The sequence below is a fragment of the Mucilaginibacter sp. OK283 genome (assembly GCF_900110415.1).
Lineage (GTDB): Bacteria > Bacteroidota > Bacteroidia > Sphingobacteriales > Sphingobacteriaceae > Mucilaginibacter.
Genome location: NZ_FODR01000013.1, coordinates 126320 through 144739, shown reverse-complemented (window position 1 = coordinate 144739; position 18420 = coordinate 126320). Strand labels below are relative to the sequence as shown.

The 18420-nt window shown below is 42.8% G+C and carries 19 protein-coding genes and 1 tRNA gene; 14 read left to right on the top strand and 6 right to left on the bottom strand.

The window, feature by feature from the left end; translation table 11 throughout:
- Positions 1–160: 160 nt before the first annotated feature.
- Entirely contained in the window at positions 161–706 is a 546-nt protein-coding gene (locus BMX56_RS24725; RefSeq protein ID WP_090652375.1) for a pyridoxamine 5'-phosphate oxidase family protein, read from the top strand.
- On the opposite strand, the gene BMX56_RS24720 is transcribed toward BMX56_RS24725, so the two are convergent.
- Positions 707–1054, bottom strand: coding sequence for a hypothetical protein (locus BMX56_RS24720; RefSeq protein ID WP_090652374.1), 348 nt, complete (start codon positions 1052–1054; stop codon positions 707–709). It lies immediately after the preceding gene.
- Positions 1055–1229: 175 nt separating this feature from the next.
- On the opposite strand from BMX56_RS24720, the gene BMX56_RS24715 reads away from it, so the two are divergent.
- From BMX56_RS24715 to BMX56_RS24700, 4 genes are all read left to right on the top strand, one after another.
- Positions 1230–1649, top strand: a complete 420-nt coding sequence (locus tag BMX56_RS24715; protein WP_177183908.1) for a pentapeptide repeat-containing protein — start codon at positions 1230–1232, stop codon at positions 1647–1649.
- A 184-nt stretch (positions 1650–1833) separates the two neighbouring features.
- A complete protein-coding gene (locus BMX56_RS24710; RefSeq protein ID WP_143065524.1) occupies positions 1834–2193 on the top strand; it encodes a hypothetical protein in 360 nt (119 codons plus the stop codon).
- A gap of 236 nt (positions 2194–2429) precedes the next feature.
- Positions 2430–2807 (top strand): chorismate mutase, encoded by a 378-nt coding sequence (locus BMX56_RS24705; RefSeq protein ID WP_177183907.1) that lies wholly within the window; start codon positions 2430–2432, stop codon positions 2805–2807.
- A 297-nt stretch (positions 2808–3104) separates the two neighbouring features.
- Positions 3105–4565: a glycoside hydrolase family 30 protein gene (locus tag BMX56_RS24700; RefSeq protein ID WP_090652370.1), complete on the top strand. Its 1461-nt coding sequence runs from the start codon at positions 3105–3107 to the stop codon at positions 4563–4565.
- Positions 4566–4609: 44 nt separating this feature from the next.
- Here the strand turns inward: BMX56_RS24700 and BMX56_RS24695 are convergent, their stop codons facing one another.
- Together BMX56_RS24695 and purU are read right to left on the bottom strand one after the other, a co-directional pair.
- Positions 4610–5485 carry an endonuclease/exonuclease/phosphatase family protein gene (locus tag BMX56_RS24695; protein ID WP_090652369.1) on the bottom strand — a complete coding sequence of 292 codons (876 nt, stop codon included), beginning with the start codon at positions 5483–5485 and terminating at the stop codon, positions 4610–4612.
- Positions 5486–5561: 76 nt separating this feature from the next.
- On the bottom strand, positions 5562–6389 hold the full coding sequence (gene purU, locus BMX56_RS24690; RefSeq protein WP_090652368.1) for a formyltetrahydrofolate deformylase: 828 nt from the start codon (positions 6387–6389) through the stop codon (positions 5562–5564).
- Positions 6390–6520: 131 nt separating this feature from the next.
- Here purU and BMX56_RS24685 point away from each other — a divergent pair, with 131 nt between their 5' ends.
- Entirely contained in the window at positions 6521–6937 is a 417-nt protein-coding gene (locus tag BMX56_RS24685; protein ID WP_143065523.1) for a hypothetical protein, read from the top strand.
- A 122-nt stretch (positions 6938–7059) separates the two neighbouring features.
- On the opposite strand, the gene BMX56_RS24680 is transcribed toward BMX56_RS24685, so the two are convergent.
- Entirely contained in the window at positions 7060–7422 is a 363-nt protein-coding gene (locus BMX56_RS24680; protein ID WP_090652366.1) for a cupin domain-containing protein, read from the bottom strand.
- 125 nt (positions 7423–7547) lie between these two features.
- Here BMX56_RS24680 and BMX56_RS24675 point away from each other — a divergent pair, with 125 nt between their 5' ends.
- Positions 7548–8042 carry a TspO/MBR family protein gene (locus BMX56_RS24675; RefSeq protein ID WP_090652365.1) on the top strand — a complete coding sequence of 165 codons (495 nt, stop codon included), beginning with the start codon at positions 7548–7550 and terminating at the stop codon, positions 8040–8042.
- 52 nt (positions 8043–8094) lie between these two features.
- Positions 8095–8628 (top strand): hypothetical protein, encoded by a 534-nt coding sequence (locus BMX56_RS24670; RefSeq protein WP_090652364.1) that lies wholly within the window; start codon positions 8095–8097, stop codon positions 8626–8628.
- A 260-nt stretch (positions 8629–8888) separates the two neighbouring features.
- On the opposite strand, the gene BMX56_RS24665 is transcribed toward BMX56_RS24670, so the two are convergent.
- The gene (locus BMX56_RS24665; protein ID WP_090652363.1) at positions 8889–11279 is read right to left on the bottom strand and encodes a translocation and assembly module lipoprotein TamL; all 2391 of its coding nucleotides are present in this window, start codon (positions 11277–11279) and stop codon (positions 8889–8891) included.
- Here BMX56_RS24665 and BMX56_RS24660 point away from each other — a divergent pair.
- From BMX56_RS24660 to BMX56_RS24650, 3 genes are all read left to right on the top strand, one after another.
- Positions 11270–12019: a TrmH family RNA methyltransferase gene (locus tag BMX56_RS24660; RefSeq protein ID WP_090652362.1), complete on the top strand. Its 750-nt coding sequence runs from the start codon at positions 11270–11272 to the stop codon at positions 12017–12019. The two genes, BMX56_RS24665 and BMX56_RS24660, sit on opposite strands and share 10 nt — an antisense overlap.
- Before the next feature lie 50 nt (positions 12020–12069).
- Positions 12070–12140, top strand: a tRNA-Cys gene (locus tag BMX56_RS24655).
- Positions 12141–12173: 33 nt separating this feature from the next.
- Positions 12174–12347 carry a spore protein gene (locus tag BMX56_RS24650; RefSeq protein ID WP_090652361.1) on the top strand — a complete coding sequence of 58 codons (174 nt, stop codon included), beginning with the start codon at positions 12174–12176 and terminating at the stop codon, positions 12345–12347.
- A gap of 177 nt (positions 12348–12524) precedes the next feature.
- Here BMX56_RS24650 and BMX56_RS24645 read toward each other — a convergent pair whose 3' ends face one another.
- Positions 12525–13574 carry a quinone-dependent dihydroorotate dehydrogenase gene (locus BMX56_RS24645; RefSeq protein ID WP_090652360.1) on the bottom strand — a complete coding sequence of 350 codons (1050 nt, stop codon included), beginning with the start codon at positions 13572–13574 and terminating at the stop codon, positions 12525–12527.
- A gap of 168 nt (positions 13575–13742) precedes the next feature.
- Here BMX56_RS24645 and BMX56_RS24640 point away from each other — a divergent pair, with 168 nt between their 5' ends.
- The 3 genes from BMX56_RS24640 (at position 13743) to BMX56_RS24630 (ending at position 18129) form a co-directional block, all read left to right on the top strand.
- Complete coding sequence (locus BMX56_RS24640; RefSeq protein WP_090652359.1) at positions 13743–14513, top strand: SGNH/GDSL hydrolase family protein; 771 nt, start codon at positions 13743–13745, stop codon at positions 14511–14513.
- A 204-nt stretch (positions 14514–14717) separates the two neighbouring features.
- The gene (locus BMX56_RS24635; protein WP_090652358.1) at positions 14718–16640 is read left to right on the top strand and encodes an ABC-F family ATP-binding cassette domain-containing protein; all 1923 of its coding nucleotides are present in this window, start codon (positions 14718–14720) and stop codon (positions 16638–16640) included.
- Between the two features lie 337 nt (positions 16641–16977).
- Positions 16978–18129: a type IX secretion system plug protein gene (locus BMX56_RS24630; protein WP_255369912.1), complete on the top strand. Its 1152-nt coding sequence runs from the start codon at positions 16978–16980 to the stop codon at positions 18127–18129.
- The last annotated feature ends 291 nt before the right edge of the window (positions 18130–18420 follow it).

Below are 18420 nucleotides of genomic sequence, written 5' to 3'. Positions count from 1 at the left end.
GAGAGTTAAGACGGATATTCGATATTTTGTAAATGTAGACAGCTCCATCAACGGCTTAATTCTGCCCCCTGGCCGCCCTCTTTCACAATAACTTAACACTTAAAATGCCCGGCAACTACAATTATTGGTTAAATTTGATTAACAGGAAAAATAAACCACTATGGGAAAGTTTTTTGAAACCATCCAGCCGGCACATCAGGCCTTTATCGAAAAACAAAAAATGTTCTTTGTAGCATCGGCGCCACTTGCCGCCGGTGGGCATGTTAATTTATCGCCCAAGGGGATAGATAGCTTTAAGGTAATATCTGCAACAAAAGTGGCTTACATGGATATTATAGGCAGCGGTAACGAAACGTCGGCCCATATCCTGGAGAATGGCCGCATTACCCTAATGTTTTGCGCTTTTGAAGGGCCGCCCAATATTCTGCGTTTATATGGCAATGGCTATACCGTATTGCCCGACGATGAAGAATGGCCGCAGCTGGCACAGCATTTTGATATCCTGCTATCAACCAGGCAAATTATAGTGGCCGATGTTTACCAGGTGCAAACATTGTGCGGCTTTAGTGTACCTTATTACAGCTATGAAGGCGAGCGCGACCAGGCCTACAAATGGGCCGCCAATAAAGGCCCTGAAGGATTGGAGGCTTACAAAAAAGAGAAGAACCTGCTTAGCCTTGACGGCCTGCCAACAGCCTTGTATTAATTACATATCATCAATTGGTCGCCAAAGTGGCGGGTTATTTCTGAATTTGGTTAGCAGTTCAATTACTTCTTCCACTTCGGATATGCTTAATTCATGCTGGCCCGCTGTATATGAAAATACGTTGGCGGGCTGTTCAAAAGCAATGAAACCTAAATAATCCGGGTCGGTAATTTTATCTAAATGCAGGGTGCTCAATTTATCTAAAGCTTGTTCCTCGTGGCCCCTGTCCCTGTCAATAAACAGGCTGTAGGTATAACTAATTACCGGGTGTCCGTCCAGATGCGCTTCGGTGTCGGGTATCACCATCAGCCGTAGCTTACTGGTTAACGTGAAAAATATCGGTCTCATGATTGGTTTATTACAACCTAACGTTGTAACTGCCAAATAGTTTGATGCGACCATAGATAATAATGCCTGCACACAACAATGCCTCAATTGTTGCAAAAACACCTTTAAAATGTCTGATCAGGCCATTACAATTTGCGGGCTCCTTTGTAAATTCGATCAACAAAACAAAACTACCATGGAAAGTACAAATAATCAGGCCGAAAAGCTAACCATCATCGAAACTACCAAAGTAATTGATGCCAAATACTCGCACCTGGACGGATCGACGTTCGTGATGCTTAAAATGAGCAATGCCAGCTTTAATGATGTTGACCTTACCAAACTTAAAATTATTAACGCCAACCTAAGCGAGCTGGAGATTGAAGGCGCCCAGCTTGGCGGGGCCTACATCCATAACATTGGTATGCCACCCGAGGGCCACCCGGCATATGACCCCGCCGCTAAGCAACGCCCCTTACACTTTGAAGACTGCGAGCTTAGCCACAGCACCATCAATAATTGTAATTTGCAAGGCGTGGCCATAGCCGATTGTAATATTAACGGCATGACCATCAATGGTATTTTGATTGAGGATTTGTTGAATGGAAAAATATAGGGGAGTGCTTGGGGGGATGAGTAGTGGCCAGCGTTCAAAACCAATGTTTATTTGACCCCCGAACTCGTCATGGACAGAAAATATAACCAGCGAAAAATATTTCCAATAAATATGGTACTATGTATTGTATAGTACTGTGTTTTGTATTAGCTTTGTGATGAAAGCAGCACTACAACATATCATCATGAAAAAAATACAACAATTTATGGCCATTGCAGCAGTTATGTTGCTGGCTACGGCTTGCCATTTTGGCGGCCGGCACACCACCATTATTGAAAATGCCGACGGCAGGACAGTAAAGATTGAATACCGCGGCCAAACCTACTTTACCGAGGACGGCAAGGGTATCAAAGCTATTTCGCCCCATGGTTCGGCATCCTGTAGTATCAACAGCGATGACCTGGTAGCCGAGAATGACAACGGACGGATTGTTTACGAAATTAACGGCGGCGGCAAACAAACTAACCTTGATGACTACGGAAAGGAGCTTTTAGCCAGGGCAGTTCAGGAAATGATCAAACGCGGGCATAATAGCGATAAGTAATTACAATTCGGAATGATTATTTAAGATAAAACCGGGTATGGCGACCCGGTTTTTTTGTAGCTATAGCGACAATGCGATACCTGTTATAAAAAAATGGCCGAATGCTGGTATTTTTATTATCCAAAACTGATAACCAGTTGCTTTTTTGTGCGGTTTTTTGTTATTTTTTGAAACTTTTTGCCCCCTTCCATTTTCAAATCTTCAAATTAATTAGATTAATTTTATTAAATTGTGGTATGAAAACATTTACCCGAATTGTAGTTTTGTTATTGATGTATCTGTTTAACCTCAATTTAGCCACCGCGCAATCTGTACCGATGGAGACCCCTAAAAGCACCGATCAAACCCTGAAGATAAGCCGTAATAAAATTGATTCGCTTGATAAACAACTTATTACGCTGTTGGGCCAGCGCGAACAGGTGGTTAAGGAGATTGGTATTTACAAGGCCAAAAATAATATCGCTCCATTACAGGCCGACCGCTTTAAGCAGGTACTTGAAAAGGCCGTTGAAGCAGGAAAAAAAGAAGGCCTGTCAGAAACCTTTATTACCGAGCTGATGAACGCTATTCACAAAGAAAGCCTGCGGATAGAGGAGGAGCTGAAAAAGCAATAAATTGAGTAGCAAAAGGCTAAATCGGACATGCAGAGTGTATAAAATACACAAATGTGCCTTAGCGTATCAAAACATTTTTCCGATATCGTTCCCGATTTTTTAACTATTTGATTATTAATGCTATTTGGATTTTTTTTATTGGTATTAAACCGTATCAATTCCTAATTAAAAAGCTATAAATCAACTAATTATTGCCCTTGCTATTTGCTTTATTCAAATTAACTCTTTTAATTTGGAGCACCGGAACCGCTTTTCCTAATGGCGATTTGCCCGCCGGTACACCAATTAATATTGACCATGAATAAAAAAGCGATAATTGCCTGTTTTATTGCAAGTGGCTTACTGCAGCTACCAATGGCCAACGCCCAGGTTAAAGTGCCATTTTCTATAGGCAATAAAAGGGTAAAAGTTATAGTTTCTGATAATCAACCGGGTATGAGGTTTAAAACTACCGAAACCTTGAAGTTTCAGGATAGCCCCCAACCCGGCGAAACGGAAGTATCTGTTTTTGTTGACCCGGCAAAGTCGTTCCAAACCATGTTAGGCATTGGCGGTGCGCTTACCGATGCCGCTGCCGAAACGTTTTATAAACTGCCTAAGGATAAGCAAAAAGAACTTTTAGCCGCTTACTACGATAAAGATAAGGGGATAGGTTATACCATGGCCCGTACCAATATCCAAAGCTGCGATTTTTCGAGTGATAGCTACTCTTATATCAAGGAGGGTGACGGCGCACTTAAGACGTTTAGTATTAGTCATGACAGGGCTTACCGAATACCCTTTATAAAAGAAGCTATAGCGGCGGCCGGCGGCAAACTTACTTTGTTTGCATCGCCATGGAGCCCGCCCGCATTTATGAAGGATAATAATAGTCTGCTGCATGGTGGTAAGCTATTGCCAAAATACTATCAAAGCTGGGCCAATTTTTTTGGCAAGTTTATACGGGCTTATGAAAATGAAGGCGTGCCTATCTGGGGCTTATCGGTACAAAATGAACCCATGGCCTCACAAAGCTGGGAATCGTGTAAATACACCGCCGAAGAGCAGCGCGATTTTGTAAAGAACTTCTTAGGCCCAACTTTACAAAAGCAGGGCCTGGGCGCTAAAAAGCTTATTATTTGGGATCATAATCGTGATTTGTTATATCAGCAGGCCAGCACCATTCTTGAAGACCCTGCCGCCGCTAAATATGTGTGGGGCATAGGTTTTCACTGGTATGAAACTTGGACGGGCGCCGGGCAACAATTTGAGTCGCTAAGGCGCACACACGAAGCTTTTCCTGCTAAAAACCTGATCTTTACCGAAGGTTGTATCGAAAAATTCGACTTCAATAAAATTAACGATTGGTCGCTTGGTGAGCGTTATGGATTATCAATGATAAACGATTTTAATGCCGGTACCGTAGCATGGACAGATTGGAACATTCTGCTGGATGAAAAAGGCGGCCCTAACCATGTGGGTAACTTCTGTTTTGCCCCGATACACGCCGATTTACGTAACGGCAGCCTTATTTACACCAGCTCATACTATTATTTAGGGCATTTTAGCAAGTACATTCAGCCTGGTGCCAGGCGGGTTGCAGCCGTAGCCAGCCGCGATAAATTATTAACTACCGCTTACCTAAACCCTAACGGCAAGTTATCCGTAATAGTGATGAACCAAACGGACGAAAAAATTGAATATAGCCTGTGGATAAAAGGTAAAGCTGCTAAAACAACCAGCCAGCCACATTCCATAGCCACGCTTGTAGTAGAATAACAAAGATCTTTTTATAATCAACTAAATCTCAGATGTATGGTGGATCATTTATGGTCCACCATTATCATTACCGGGAAATGGTCTGACGGCAGCTTAGTTTCGTATTTATTGGTTTGTTGGTTCAAGGCGCGATAGGTATCGGTGAGGATACCATATCTTTTTACAGAAAAATCTTTGCTCAGGAAGATGTGGTCTATCCGCCCTTTTGATTTATTTTCGGCGTCAAAAGCATTAAAAGTGCCAGTCCCGGCATATTTTATGGGAGATAGTTCATATGCATCCTTCAATTTACCGGATGTGTTGATAATAGCGTAACTATCTGAAGTTTCATCGACATTAAAGTCGCCTGATAGTATTACCGGCTGATTAGCCGTCATTTGTTTGATCTTTTGCAGAACCAGTTTGGCGCTTTCGCGGCGGGCTACTACGCCGATGTGGTCCATATGTAAGTTGAAATAATAGAATTTATAACCCGTTTTTATTTCCCGGAACGATGCCCACGAACAAATGCGTGGCAAGGCTGCATCCCACCCTTTGTTGGGGCGGTTGGTTATGGTTGATAACCAGAAATCGCCATGCTTAAGCAACTTAAATTTATTGGTTTTATAAAATATAGCCGAAAATTCGCCGGCTGTTTTCCCGTCATCGCGGCCGATGCCTGTATAATTATAGCCTGGCATCGCTTTGGTTAAATCATGCAATTGATGAACAAGCCCTTCCTGGGTGCCAAAGATGTCAAAATCATGAAATTGGATTAGCTTTGCAACAACAGGCAGGCGTTGTTTCCACCCGTTGCCACGCACGGAATCATCGTTGGTGGGGCTGTCATTACGTAAATTGTAGGTAGCTACAGTAAAACGCTGCGCAAAACACGCAGAAGCACAAATAGCAAACAGTAAAATAAACAAAAGTTTTTTCATAGGGATAGCATTAGATAAGAAATCTAAGGGCGAAAATAACTGGTTAGTGTTAATCAGGAGTTATGTAACAAGCTGTTTACTCAAAAATAACAGTCTTGTTTTTTGATACAAATACCCGGTCTTCAAATACCAGCTTAAGGGCTTTGGCTAATACTGATGTTTCAATTTCCTGCCCGGCTTTTACCATAGTTGCTGCTGTAAATGTGTGGTTTACGGGGATGATTTGCTGGGCGATAATAGGTCCCTCGTCCAACTCGTTTGATACAAAGTGAGCGGTTGCACCAATGAGCTTCACACCACGTTCAAAAGCCTTACGGTAAGGATTTGCGCCAATAAATGCTGGTAAAAAAGAGTGATGAATATTGATAATGCGCATAGGGAATTTGCTTACGAAATATGGAGATAGGATGCGCATGTACTTAGCCAACACAAGGTAGTCGGGCGTATAACACTCAATGGTTTGTATTACCTGCTGTTCAAATTCTTCTTTGGAGTATTCCTCGTGTGATATGTGGTGAAAAGGCATATCAAAGCGTTCGCAAATGTTCTGCAGTGTAGCATGGTTGCCAATAACGCATTGTACAGTTGCCCCTAATGTGTTAAAATAATTGCGGATAAGGATATCGGCAAGGCAATGGTATTCTTTGGTTACCAGTACTACCACTTTTTTGTGAGGCAAGGGGTTTACCATAACCATGGCGCCCTCAGGCAGCAGGGGTTTTAATAGTCGCTCCAGTTGTGCATCGTCCTGGTTATTGTCAACTTCAACCCGCATAAAAAACAGCCCTTCGTTTTGGTCTACATGTTCGCGCATGGATACTATGTTTAATTGCTGTTTGGCTAATATGGCTGCTATGTAGGCAACCAGGCCCACCTGGTCTTTACATTGAATAACTATAATCATGGTTTAACGATACAAAAAAATTTGGTGCAAAATAACATAACTAATTATATAAAATCATTTTTGCAAAAAAATGTAATGCGCTGTAGCAAAAGATCAGGTACTTGCGTAATACCTTAGTATAACCCAAAAAAATGAAATACTTTGTCCTGTTGTTTGCCGCCACGGCGCTTTGCGGCATTAGTTCGTGTAATAAAGATGGCTTGCCGGTCCCAACATCTACACAAATAACAGGCAGTTGGCGGTGGGTAAAATCTGTAGGTGGTATAGGTGGGGTTACACTCACACCGCAAGGCCTGGGCTACTCATTTACCCAGGTTTATGGAGCCGACAGTACTTTTAAAATGTATAAAAAAGATTCGCTTACCTTGTCTGGTAAGTTTTCGATAACCAGGAACTATAAGTATTCGGCTACCGAAACTTTTGACCTGTTGAAGATTAACAACCAAAACCCTACCGCTTTTATTATCCGCAACGATACCTTATACCAAAACGACGTGTTCGTTTCTGATGGCTTTAGTACCGTTTATGTAAGAATTAAGCCCGATTAAAGAAGTTTAAAGGTCATCCGGTTTGCTATCGGGGCAAAACACCGGCCCTGCAAGCAAGACAGAATGATTGTTTTGCAGGCAGGGAGCTGGTTTGGCAGCAATGCCGGGCCAGCATGACTTTTTTAAACACCGTCTGGCACAAAATTTATTTCATGGCCGGCATCAAAAGCTACATAAGCTCGTCGCCATGGCTGGTCATCAACAAGTTTCCACTTATGGGCGGTCCCGGTGGTATCCAGGGCAATCAATATTTCGCCGGGGCGCACAATAAAAGTTTCGCCGGGACGGGTTTCAAACTCAAGGGTGCCTGATAAGGTTATCACATACTGCTCGGCAGGGGCATTGTGCCAATCAAAAAATGAATGCGGTGGCGATTCCTGGAACCGGATGCTTGATGCCTGGTTGAAAAGACCTTCGGCCACTGTACCCGTTTGTACATGCGAGTGCCCATCGGCGCCGGTATATAGCTTATAAGTTTTTATCATTGTATTTTTGCCAACTTTGGCAATTACCGCTAACCTAAAACATTTGTGATTTTCAAAATGCTTATTTGGATAATCGTATTGTAAATATTGGCAAACTTATTGCATTTTTGATGGTTAAGTAAACGATGATCCCGGCCGTACCCAGAAAGTTTCAATTTTTTCCGTTCCTGATCAGTTTAATAATTACACTGGCCATTGGCTTTGTGGCTTCGCTATTTACAAGGCCCGAAATTGCCGGTTGGTACAGTACACTCAAAAAACCATCATTTAACCCTCCGCCATGGTTGTTTGCGCCGGTATGGACAGCGTTATACATTATGATGGCTACTGCAGCTCACCTGGTGTGGAAACACCGCAGTCGTAAGCCTGTATACATCATAGCGCGCAACATTTACTTTACACAGCTTGCCCTGAATTTTTCATGGTCGATAGTGTTTTTTGGATTGCACCAGGTGCCGGGAGCCCTTATTGTTATTATTTTACTATGGCTAAGCATTATTTTAAACATCAACTGGTTTTATAAGTTTAGCAAGGCCGCAGGCCGGCTGTTATGGCCTTATTTACTTTGGGTAAGTTTTGCCGCAGTACTTAACGCGGCTATTTATTTGCTGAATAAGTAGTGTAAAAAACACTATTTTTATTGCGTACATTTTACTGAAGGTTTATTGACAGATGAAAAAATTATTGCTCTTATTTTGCTTTGTTATAGCAGCCCACAGTTTTGTTTTTGCTGATGCAATAACCATAAACCATTTTGTAGTTAAAGAAAATCCTTTCGCGGTTGACCAGGTGGCCATAGTAGCAACCGACACGGCTGGCGTAACGCAGGAGAAAGTAAATGGCCTGTTCACTTTTGTAATGAATGGGTTTGAGTATCAGCTTAAATTTGAAAAAGGGGTTGCTTTTTACCGCCAAAAGATAGACCGATCTACGTTTTTGTATGCCAAGCATATGAACGAAACCGGCACCCACGCCATACTGTATTACATTTACAAGCACGATAGTAAACTAAGCCCATGGCACATTAGCTGGGTGCTTTTAGTTGCCATACCGTTAATATTGGTGCTGCTGGCTTATATGTTTAAGCGGTTTATTATTATAGCGGTAATCATCTTTTGTATCTTCCTGTATTTTAATTACCACAACAACCTCAGTATCCCAACATTTTTTGAAAGTATAATTGACGGATTGAAGAATATGGTGTAGGGGAGAGCGTCAAGAATCAAGAGCCAAGAATCAAGATAGATTTTTTGACAGGGAACTGAGGACTTTGAGATTATTGGACAGGCGGCTGCGCTTCTTATAATGCAGTTCAATTCTGTTTGAGAATTATTACAATTTTAGAAGAAGAGAATGATGGACTATTGGAATTTTAGATTATTAGACGGGAAATCAGATAAGTTACAAATTGAATAACCCAGCCACCCTTCCCAATTCAATAATTCACTAAATCGATAATTCAATAATTAAAAAGGCAGCCCTATCCCAAAGTTCAGCTGCATAAAATTGTAGCTATCGCCAACAATGTTGCCCTTGCTATCAACACCGGTGGCGTTGGCTTTAAGGTATGCCTCTTTAAAGTTGCCCGATTTAAACAATTCATCGGCGTGTTTAATAAGCACCCATTGATCGCTGCCGCTAAACTGCGGATCTTTAAACTTAAAGGCCATATCCAGCCTGAATACAAAGAAACTTAAATCGAATCTTAAGCCGGTGCCTATCCCAATTGCGGTTGATTGCAAAAGGTTATCAAACCTGAATTCGCCATTTGGGCTTTCGGCCTTTTTGCCCAGGCGCCAAACGTTGCCGGCATCAACAAAAACACCCCCTTTGAGCTTTGCGCCAAAAAAGTTATTGATCAGTTTATAACGGTATTCGGCATTGGCAACTAATTTAATTTCGCCAAACTGGTCAAGATATTTATAACGGGCGCGCCCGGTGACATCAGTGCCGTAATAAGCCGCCCTATCAAAATTTCCAGGGCCTAATGTACGTGGCAGCCAGGCGCGCATATCATTGGCGCCGCCGCCATAAAAGTTTTTTTCAAATATCAGCTGGTTGCTGTTGCCATACGGCACTCCGATACCAGGGTTAATACGGAAAATAAGCTGCTTCTCGCCGCCCAGCGTTCGGTAAAAGCGTATGTCTCCCTCGGCCTTCGCATATTGGCTAAAAGTATAGCCCAGGAATTTGCGTTGACCTGAGTCGTCCCGTGGTGTGTTAAAGGTATTGCTTAACAGACTCAGAAAATTGCCACCAACATCCAGGCTTCCGCGGAAGTACAAAAAGTTGTCATAGGAGTTCAATTCAATAGCGTTGTACTGAAATGTGTATTGGCTACCGGTTGTAAATACAGTTCGGCCTATTAAATTGATGTAAGCCTGCCTGTTATAGGCCAATAGGCTGTCCATTGCAGCAGGGTCAATAACGCCTCTTGAAAATTCAATATTTATTGGTGTAATGGTATGCAGCTTGCGGGCTGTTTCATAAAAGTCATAACTAATGGAGTTTACAAAACTTTGGCGGGTTACCAGGCCCTTTTGATAAAACAAGGAGTAGTTGGTTGAGAAGGTGGTATGCGGCACCCCGAATTTCCCTAAAAGCGGGAAGCTGAAGGGCGATATGATACGGGGATAAATGAGATTAGCCCCCATCCTAAGCTCCTGGTTTTGTATATTATCGCTATTGGTGGTGTTTGTTCCGTTATCAAACAAAATGCTCCAGTTGAGTTTTAACTGCAGAATTGCCGCCTGGTTAAATAGGTTTCGGTTGGTAAAGGTATTACCCACATTGTAACCATACCTGCCGTTTGCAAACAGAAACTCGCCCTCAACCCGGTCTGAGTAATGTTTAAGCGGAATAATGTCAATTTTGGTATTAAGGCGATGTGTACTATCGCCCAGTTTTTCATATGTGGGGTTGGGCACGTTCCGGAAAACGTTTAACTCCGAAAGCCTGGTTGTAGTTAATGTTTGTTTGTCGATGTTATATAATTGCCCTTTTTTCTGGAAAGTATAATCAATTACCACCCGAGGTTTAAACCGGTGGGAGAAATCTACATACCTGAATTGCGAATCGACCTGCAAGGTATCGGCTTTGCCGGTTGTTTTACCATTACTTGCAGAGATGGTTATTAGTGTATTATTAATTTTATAAGCCGGATGTTCTGTTTTACCCGCCGGGTTATCAATCATCATTTTAATATCAACCACGCTGCTGTTGAAGGTAGAATCGTAGGTGAAATTAACGTACTGGCGGTAAAAGTCAAAATAGCCGTTACGTTTCATCAGCAGGTAAAGTTCATCGCGGTCATGCGCCAGGCTATCCATGTCAAAACGCCCTCCGGGTTGTATATGCGACATACTGTTGCGGTTGGCGTGGTAAAGGTTGGCAATGTTTTTATCCGGAATGCTATCCACAAGCTTACGGATGTGAAACATCGGACCTTCTACGGTAGTAAAAACTATTTCGGCGCGTTGTTTTTTGATGATAACACTATCAGTAACTTTTGCTTTTAAATAACCACGGTTCTGGATGAATTTTTCCATCTGGAAACGCGAGTACTCAACCAGGTTACTATCAAGTAAAGTAGGGGCCTCGCCTATGTTGCGTTTGCCATGATTGCTAAACCAATAATAAAATTGCAGGTTAAGCTTATTATTTGGCTGTTGTTCTTTATCAACATAATTTAACGCGGCTTCTTCAAATTGTTCGTCAATGCCTTTTATGGTAATTTTACGCACCAGCGTTTGATTTTTGCTGATGCCACGGGTAAGGCTACAGCCCGAGCCTATTATGAGCAGTAAAATACTTAATATTGCAAGACGGTAACCAGCAGGTTTTTTGTATGCTTTCAAAATCACAAATCAGTTTATTAACATCCTTACAACATAAAAAATTTCGCAGGGAGCATGGTTTTTTCCTGGTTGAAGGCTATAAATCAGTTGTTGAATTTACAGGTTCACGTTACCAGGTTGATACGGTATACCATACCGGCGCAATTGCCCCAAAAATGCTGAATTTATCCCGAAAAATAAACTTTCAGGAGATTTCGGTGAAGGATATCGAAAAAATCAGCACTTTGAAAACGCCGCAGGAGGTAATTGGTTTGGTTAAAATACCAATATGGCCAACTTTAAATTACGATAGCCTTAAACATAGGTTTTCCTTAGTGCTTGATAATATACAGGACCCCGGCAATATGGGCACCATTATCCGCACCGCCGATTGGTTTGGCATTAATGATATTATATGCAGCGAGGGCACGGTTGATGTATACAACCCCAAAGTAGTGCAGGCAACCATGGGCTCGTTGGCGCGTGTAAATGTACATTATACCAACCTGGCGCAAGCGCTGCCACAAATTAAATTGCCGATATTTGGCGCGATGCTGGACGGCGAAAATATTTACAATACTGCTTTTGGCACCGAGGGGTTATTGGTAATGGGGAACGAAGGCAACGGTATAAGCACTGATATTGAGCGGTTAATAACCACTAAAATAACCATCCCGAGGGCGGGGCAGGCCGAGTCATTGAACGTGGCGATAGCTACTGCCGTACTGTGTTCTGAAATAAAAAGAAATTCAATGAAATAAATATTGGCTTTGCAATAAATAAATTACTATTTTTGCAATCCTAAAATTAGGGTCGGGTGGCCGAGTGGCTAGGCAGAGGTCTGCAAAACCTTTTACAGCGGTTCGAATCCGCTCCCGACCTCAAGGGTATTAAAAACATTAAAATAACAACACCATGGGCGTTACACGTTTAAAAAGAAAAGATAGAAAAAACAAAACTACTTCACGTTTAGAAGTTCAGTTTTTAAAACTGGCTACTAACCTTGAGTACGGAAGCCGTTCTGCCGAGAAAAAAGGCAACCAGATCCAAAAAAACAACGAAGCTTTAGCTATCGCTGCCGGTAAATAATCTATCTGTTTTCAGGCGCCTGGCGCTTAAAAAGATCTTATAAATCCCGCTGGTTTCAGAAACCGGTGGGATTTTTTATTGATAGGAATTTTCTGAACCGGGATTTGTCGAATTCATCAAATTGCCAGAATTTTAAAAAGAAAATTCAAAAAATTCCTTAATTCGATAAATTCCGGTTCAGAAACTACTTTGAAGCAGCTTCCTGTTTATCCTCCCAATCAACCCCGGCCCTTCGTAAATAAAACCGGTATACAGCTGCACCAATGATGCGCCTGCATTTAGTTTTTCGATGGCATCATCGGCAGAGTGTATGCCGCCCACTCCAATTATCGGGAAAGATCCGTTTGATTTTTTGTGAATATAGCTGATAACCTCGGTTGAGCGTTTGGTCAGCGGCATGCCGCTTAGTCCGCCCATTTCGTCTTTTAAGCTGGCTGGAGATCTTAAATTCTCCCTGCTGATGGTTGTATTGGTGGCTATAAGGCCGGCAATGCCGGTTTGCTGTACAATCTCTACAATATCATCCAACTGCGAATCGGTGAGGTCTGGTGCTATTTTGAGCAGGATAGGCCTGCTGATGCCGTTTTTTGAATTACGTTGCTGTAGGGTATTCAGCAGGTTCATTAAAGGCTCTTTTTCCTGCAACTCGCGCAAGCCGGGCGTATTGGGCGAACTTACGTTCACCACAAAATAATCAACCACATCAAAAAGGCGGTCAAAACATTTAATATAATCGCTTACGGCATCTTCATTGGGGGTAACCTTATTTTTGCCAATGTTACCGCCTATGATCAGGCTCCTTTGCGCGCCTTTGGCATTTTTGCGGAACGTTGCTATCCGTTCGGCAGCTACGTCAACTCCAAAATTGTTAAAGCCCATGCGGTTAATGAGTGCACCATCTGCCGGTAGGCGGAACATGCGAGGCTGTGGGTTGCCGGGCTGGGGCAGTGGGGTAACTGTGCCAATCTCTACAAAACCAAAACCTATGTTGGCCATTTCGCCCATCAGTTCGGCATTTTTATCAAAGCCAGCGGCAAGGCCAACCGGATTTTTAAATTTAAGGCCAAATACCTCACGTTCCAATCGCGGGTTGTTTACATCCCATATGGCCCGGCTTAACGCGGCGCCACCCGGAAAACGATTAAAGCGCTTTAAATTGCGGGTTACAAAATAATGTACTTTTTCGGGATCGAACTGGAACAGGATGGGTTTTAATAAAAAATACATGGCGCGAAGTTAACAAATACTAATAGCTGTATAAACCAGAATTTTATGAAAATTAAGCTGGCAGATTATATTATTAGGGCAAATGCTGGTACAAAATTCAACAAAATTTAAAAAAGCCGGGTAAATCAGTAAATTCGGAAATCCAAAATCAAATCTATCAAACCATTTATGAATAATATTTTTAAACGCAATCGCCGTGATTTTTTAAAAACAGCATCGGTGGGTACCATCGCTGCAATGGGCTTGCCGCAGATAGTTTCGGCTGCATTAGCCAACACTAAACCATCAAGAAAAATCAGTTTTAATACCGATGATGTGGTGCTTTTCCAGGGCGATTCCATTACCGATTGGGGCCGCGATCATAATAATACCGAATTTAATACAACCAGTGCCTTAGGGTCGGGTTACGCGCTTATCGCCGCATCGCAGCTATTGCTTACTCATGCCGATAAAAACCTGAAAATTTATAACAAAGGAGTTAGCGGTAACAAAGTATACCAGCTGGCCGAACGCTGGGATACCGATTGCCTGGCGCTAAAGCCCAATGTATTGAGCATTCACATAGGTGTAAATGATTTTTGGCATACCCTTACCAATGGCTATACCGGAACTATAGATAATTATATTGCCGATTATAAAAAACTGATAGACCGTACCAAGGCTGCACTGCCGGATATAAAACTGGTTATTTGCGAGCCCTTTGCCGAAAAAGGCGTTAAAGCGGTTGACGATAAATGGTACCCAACGTTTGATTTGTTCCGCAAGGCAGCCAAAGATGTAGCCGAACAATATGAGGCCGTTTTTGTACCCTATCAATCGGCATTTGATAAAGCCGAGAAAATTGCCCCGGCCACCTACTGGAACCGCGACGGCGTACATCCCAGTGTAGCCGGCGAAGCCCTGATGGCCCAAACGTGGCTGAAAGCGGTGGGAGCATAGGTAGGCGAAAGGTAAAAGGCAAAAGGTTTTTGGGGAAAGGATTGAAGGTGATTTTTTTGACTAAGTCATGAAAGTCCATTCGTGTTATACCTGTCGATTGAAAATATCATTTTTCTATCATCTTAATACCTTTCATCTTTAGCCTTTTACCTTTCACCTCGGGTCTGCCTAAATACGGCTCAAAAACCGTATCTTTGCGCCCAAATGATTGCTATAAATAACCTTACGTTTGAGATTGGTGCGCGGGCCCTTTACGATGAAGCCAACTGGCATATAAAACCCGGTGAAAAAATTGGTTTAATAGGCGCCAATGGAACAGGTAAAACTACCCTTCTGAAAATTATTGTAGGCGATTATAAACCTACATCGGGCACCATATCAATGGCTAAGGACCTTACCATGGGTTACCTTAACCAGGATTTGCTGTCATACTCATCTGATAAAAATATTGTGCATGTGGCCATGGAAGCTTTTGAGCGCCAAAACCAGTTGCACGACGAGATAGAAGTTTTACTAAAAAAACTCGAAACCGATTATACCGAAGACCTGATAAACAAGCTAAGCGATAAACAGCACGAGTTTGAACTGTTGGATGGTTATAACATTGAATACAAAGCGCACGAAATTTTGGCCGGTTTGGGCTTTAGCGAACAGGATTGCCAGCGTAAGCTAAGCACTTTTTCGGGCGGATGGCGTATGCGCGTAATGCTGGCCAAAATCCTTTTGCAGGCACCAGATATCCTTTTACTGGATGAGCCTACCAACCACCTTGACTTACCATCCATCCAGTGGCTGGAAGATTATTTGAAAGCTTTTAACGGTGCCATCATCATCGTATCGCACGATAGGTGGTTTTTGGATAAGGTTATTAACCGCACGGTTGAATCGCGCAAAGGTAAGCTGACTGTTTACGCGGGCAACTACACTTTCTACCTGGAAGAAAAAGCGCTGCGAGAAGAAATTCAACGAGGTGAGTTTAAAAACCAGCAATCAAAAATAAAACAGGAAGAACGTTTGATCGAGCGTTTCCGCGCCAAGGCATCCAAAGCAAAAATGGCGCAATCGCGTATCAAAATGCTTGATAAAATGGAGCGGGTAGATGACGTGGATGATGATAACCCATCAGTAAACTTTGCCTTCCGTTTCTCTAAACAATCGGGCAGGCACGTGGTAACCTTAGAGGATATTGTTAAAAAATACCCTGCAATTGATATTTTGGATGGTGGCGAAGCCGTAATTGAAAAAGGTGATAAAATTGCTTTGATTGGGGCCAACGGTAAAGGTAAATCAACCTTGCTGCGCATTATTGCCAATGCCGATCATGATTATACCGGTAAAGTAACCACCGGGCACAACGTGAGTACTACCTTTTTTGCCCAGCACCAGCTGGAATCATTACACCTGGAACACCAGATTTTACAGGAATTGCAGGCATTTGCGCCAAAACATACCGATACCGAACTGCGTACCATTTTGGGCTCATTTTTGTTTACCGGCGATGATGTGTTTAAAAAGATCAAAGTATTATCGGGTGGGGAAAAATCGCGTGTGGCTTTAGCCAAGGCACTTACAGCCGATGCAAACTTCCTGGTACTGGATGAGCCTACCAACCACCTGGATATGCAATCGGTAAATATCCTGATCCAGGCCCTGGAACAGTACGAAGGTACTTTCATAGTGGTATCTCACGATAGGTATTTCCTTGATAATGTGGCCAACAAGATTTGGTTTATTGAAGATCAAAAAATAAAAATATATCCTGGAACCTACGCCGAATTTGACGAGTGGTATTCAAAACGCAAGTTAGAGCCAAAAGCGGCAGCACCTGCACCTCAGCCTAAGAAAGAGGAGAAGAAGCCCGAGCCCGCTAAACAACAGCACGGCGAAAACAAGCATCAGCAGTTAAAAAAACTGAATCAGGACCTGGCCAAAATGGAAGAACAAATTGCCGCGCTTGATAAAACAGTGAAAGAGTTTGAAGCCAAACTGGCCGATACAAAAATATACACCGACAGCCAAAAGCTAAAAGAAACCAACGCCGCTTACAACCAAAAGCAAGCCGAGCTGAAACAAATTCAGCAAAAATGGGAGACTTTGGCGGAGCAGATTTTGGAACTGGAAGCGTAAGTATTACATACCAGAAACATGTCATTGCGAGGAATGAAGCAATCGCGAACTGTGCATATTCGTTTTGCACCCGAAGAGATTGCCACGCTGCGCTCGCAATGAGATAGTTTTAAAGTAAAATATATCTATGAAACCCGTCATTGCGAGGTACGAAGCAATCCCCAACTATACAAGGCAACCTTGCAAGGCCACTTTGCATATCGGGGATTGCTTCGTGCCTCGCAATGACGCTCGGTTTTTGAGGCTGGTTTACTTATTACTCTTTACCTGCCTCTCGGTTCGGGCCTTTGCTCAATCCCCTTATGATAACAATGTTTATAATCCTGCCATTAAAAGTGTGGAGTTTAACGGCACAGGCAAGCAGCCATTCCCGGTTATAAACCTGGGCAGCGATGATAAAGTGCTTCTGGCTTTTGATGACCTGCGTGGCGGCACCCGCAATTACAATTACACTATCGAACATTGTGACGCCAACTGGAACTCTTCAAACCTTTCGCCGGCCGAGTACCTGCAAAGTTTCCAGGACGATAGGTTTTATACCTTTAGCTACTCCATAGGTACGTTCCAAAAATATACCCATTACGAGCAGCAGATTCCCAATGATAATATCGCGCCCAAAATATCCGGCAATTACATCCTGAAGGTTTATGAGGATGGTGATCAATCCAAAATGATCCTTACCCGCCGTTTATACGTGGTGGGTCAAAAGGTTTCAATTGCGGCCAATACGCTTGCTTCGCCAAGTACGCAAACTCGCCAAACCAATCAAAAGTTAAACTTCACTGTCGACTATGGGAGTCTCAGGGTGCAAAATCCATCCTATGATATCCGGGTTTTTGTAATGCAGAATGCACGTACATCAACGGGTATTTTAAATAACCGGCCTACCAATATCCGCGGCACTTCGTTAGTTTATAATGATGTAGCTATTAACGATTTCCCGGGCCGTAACGAATTCAGGCTGTTTGATTTGCGTACGCTTAAGCTCAATTCGCAAAGGGTGGCCAGGATTTATAAAGATACCGCCAACATAGTGGTGCTGATTGGCGACCCCTGGCGCAATAACCCCAATTATGTACAGTACTTTGATAACAACGGGAAGTTTTATATCCTGAACCAGGACGGCAGCGACCCACGTAACGACGCTGATTATGCCCGCGTGTATTTTAGCCTGGCCGCAAATACCACCGGAGGCGACGGCACGCCATACATTGTAGGCATGTTTAACGATTACAAAATTGACGAACGCAGTAAACTTACGCGCGACGAGAATGGCCGCTATTATATCAACCTGTTGCTAAAGCAGGGCGTTTATGATTACGAATATGTTTGGGTTGATAACACAACTAAAAAAGCCGACGATGTACCCATTGAAGGCAGCCATTTTGAAACCGAAAACGATTACCAGCTACTGGTTTACTACCGCCCCGCAACGGCCCGCTGGGACGAGCTGGTAGGCTTTAGCATGGTGAATACGGTGAAGAAGTGATCGTATTCACCATACCACGTCCCGGACAGTTGTAGTTTATACTACTGTTATTCTGAGTGGTAAAATTTCGAGAAACTTGGAACGGGGAAATTACATTCAAAAATAAAAGACTGTCATCCTGAGGCACGAAGGATCTATTCGCGAACTTTGTTGGCGGTTATGCATGGCGTACAATAGATCCTTCGCTATCGCTCAGGATGACAGAAAATGAAGCTTGTCATTCTTTCGTGCGTTAGGATGAAAGGTTCTTTATTTCTAAATCCCACAATTATTTATAATTTAGTGTCGTAA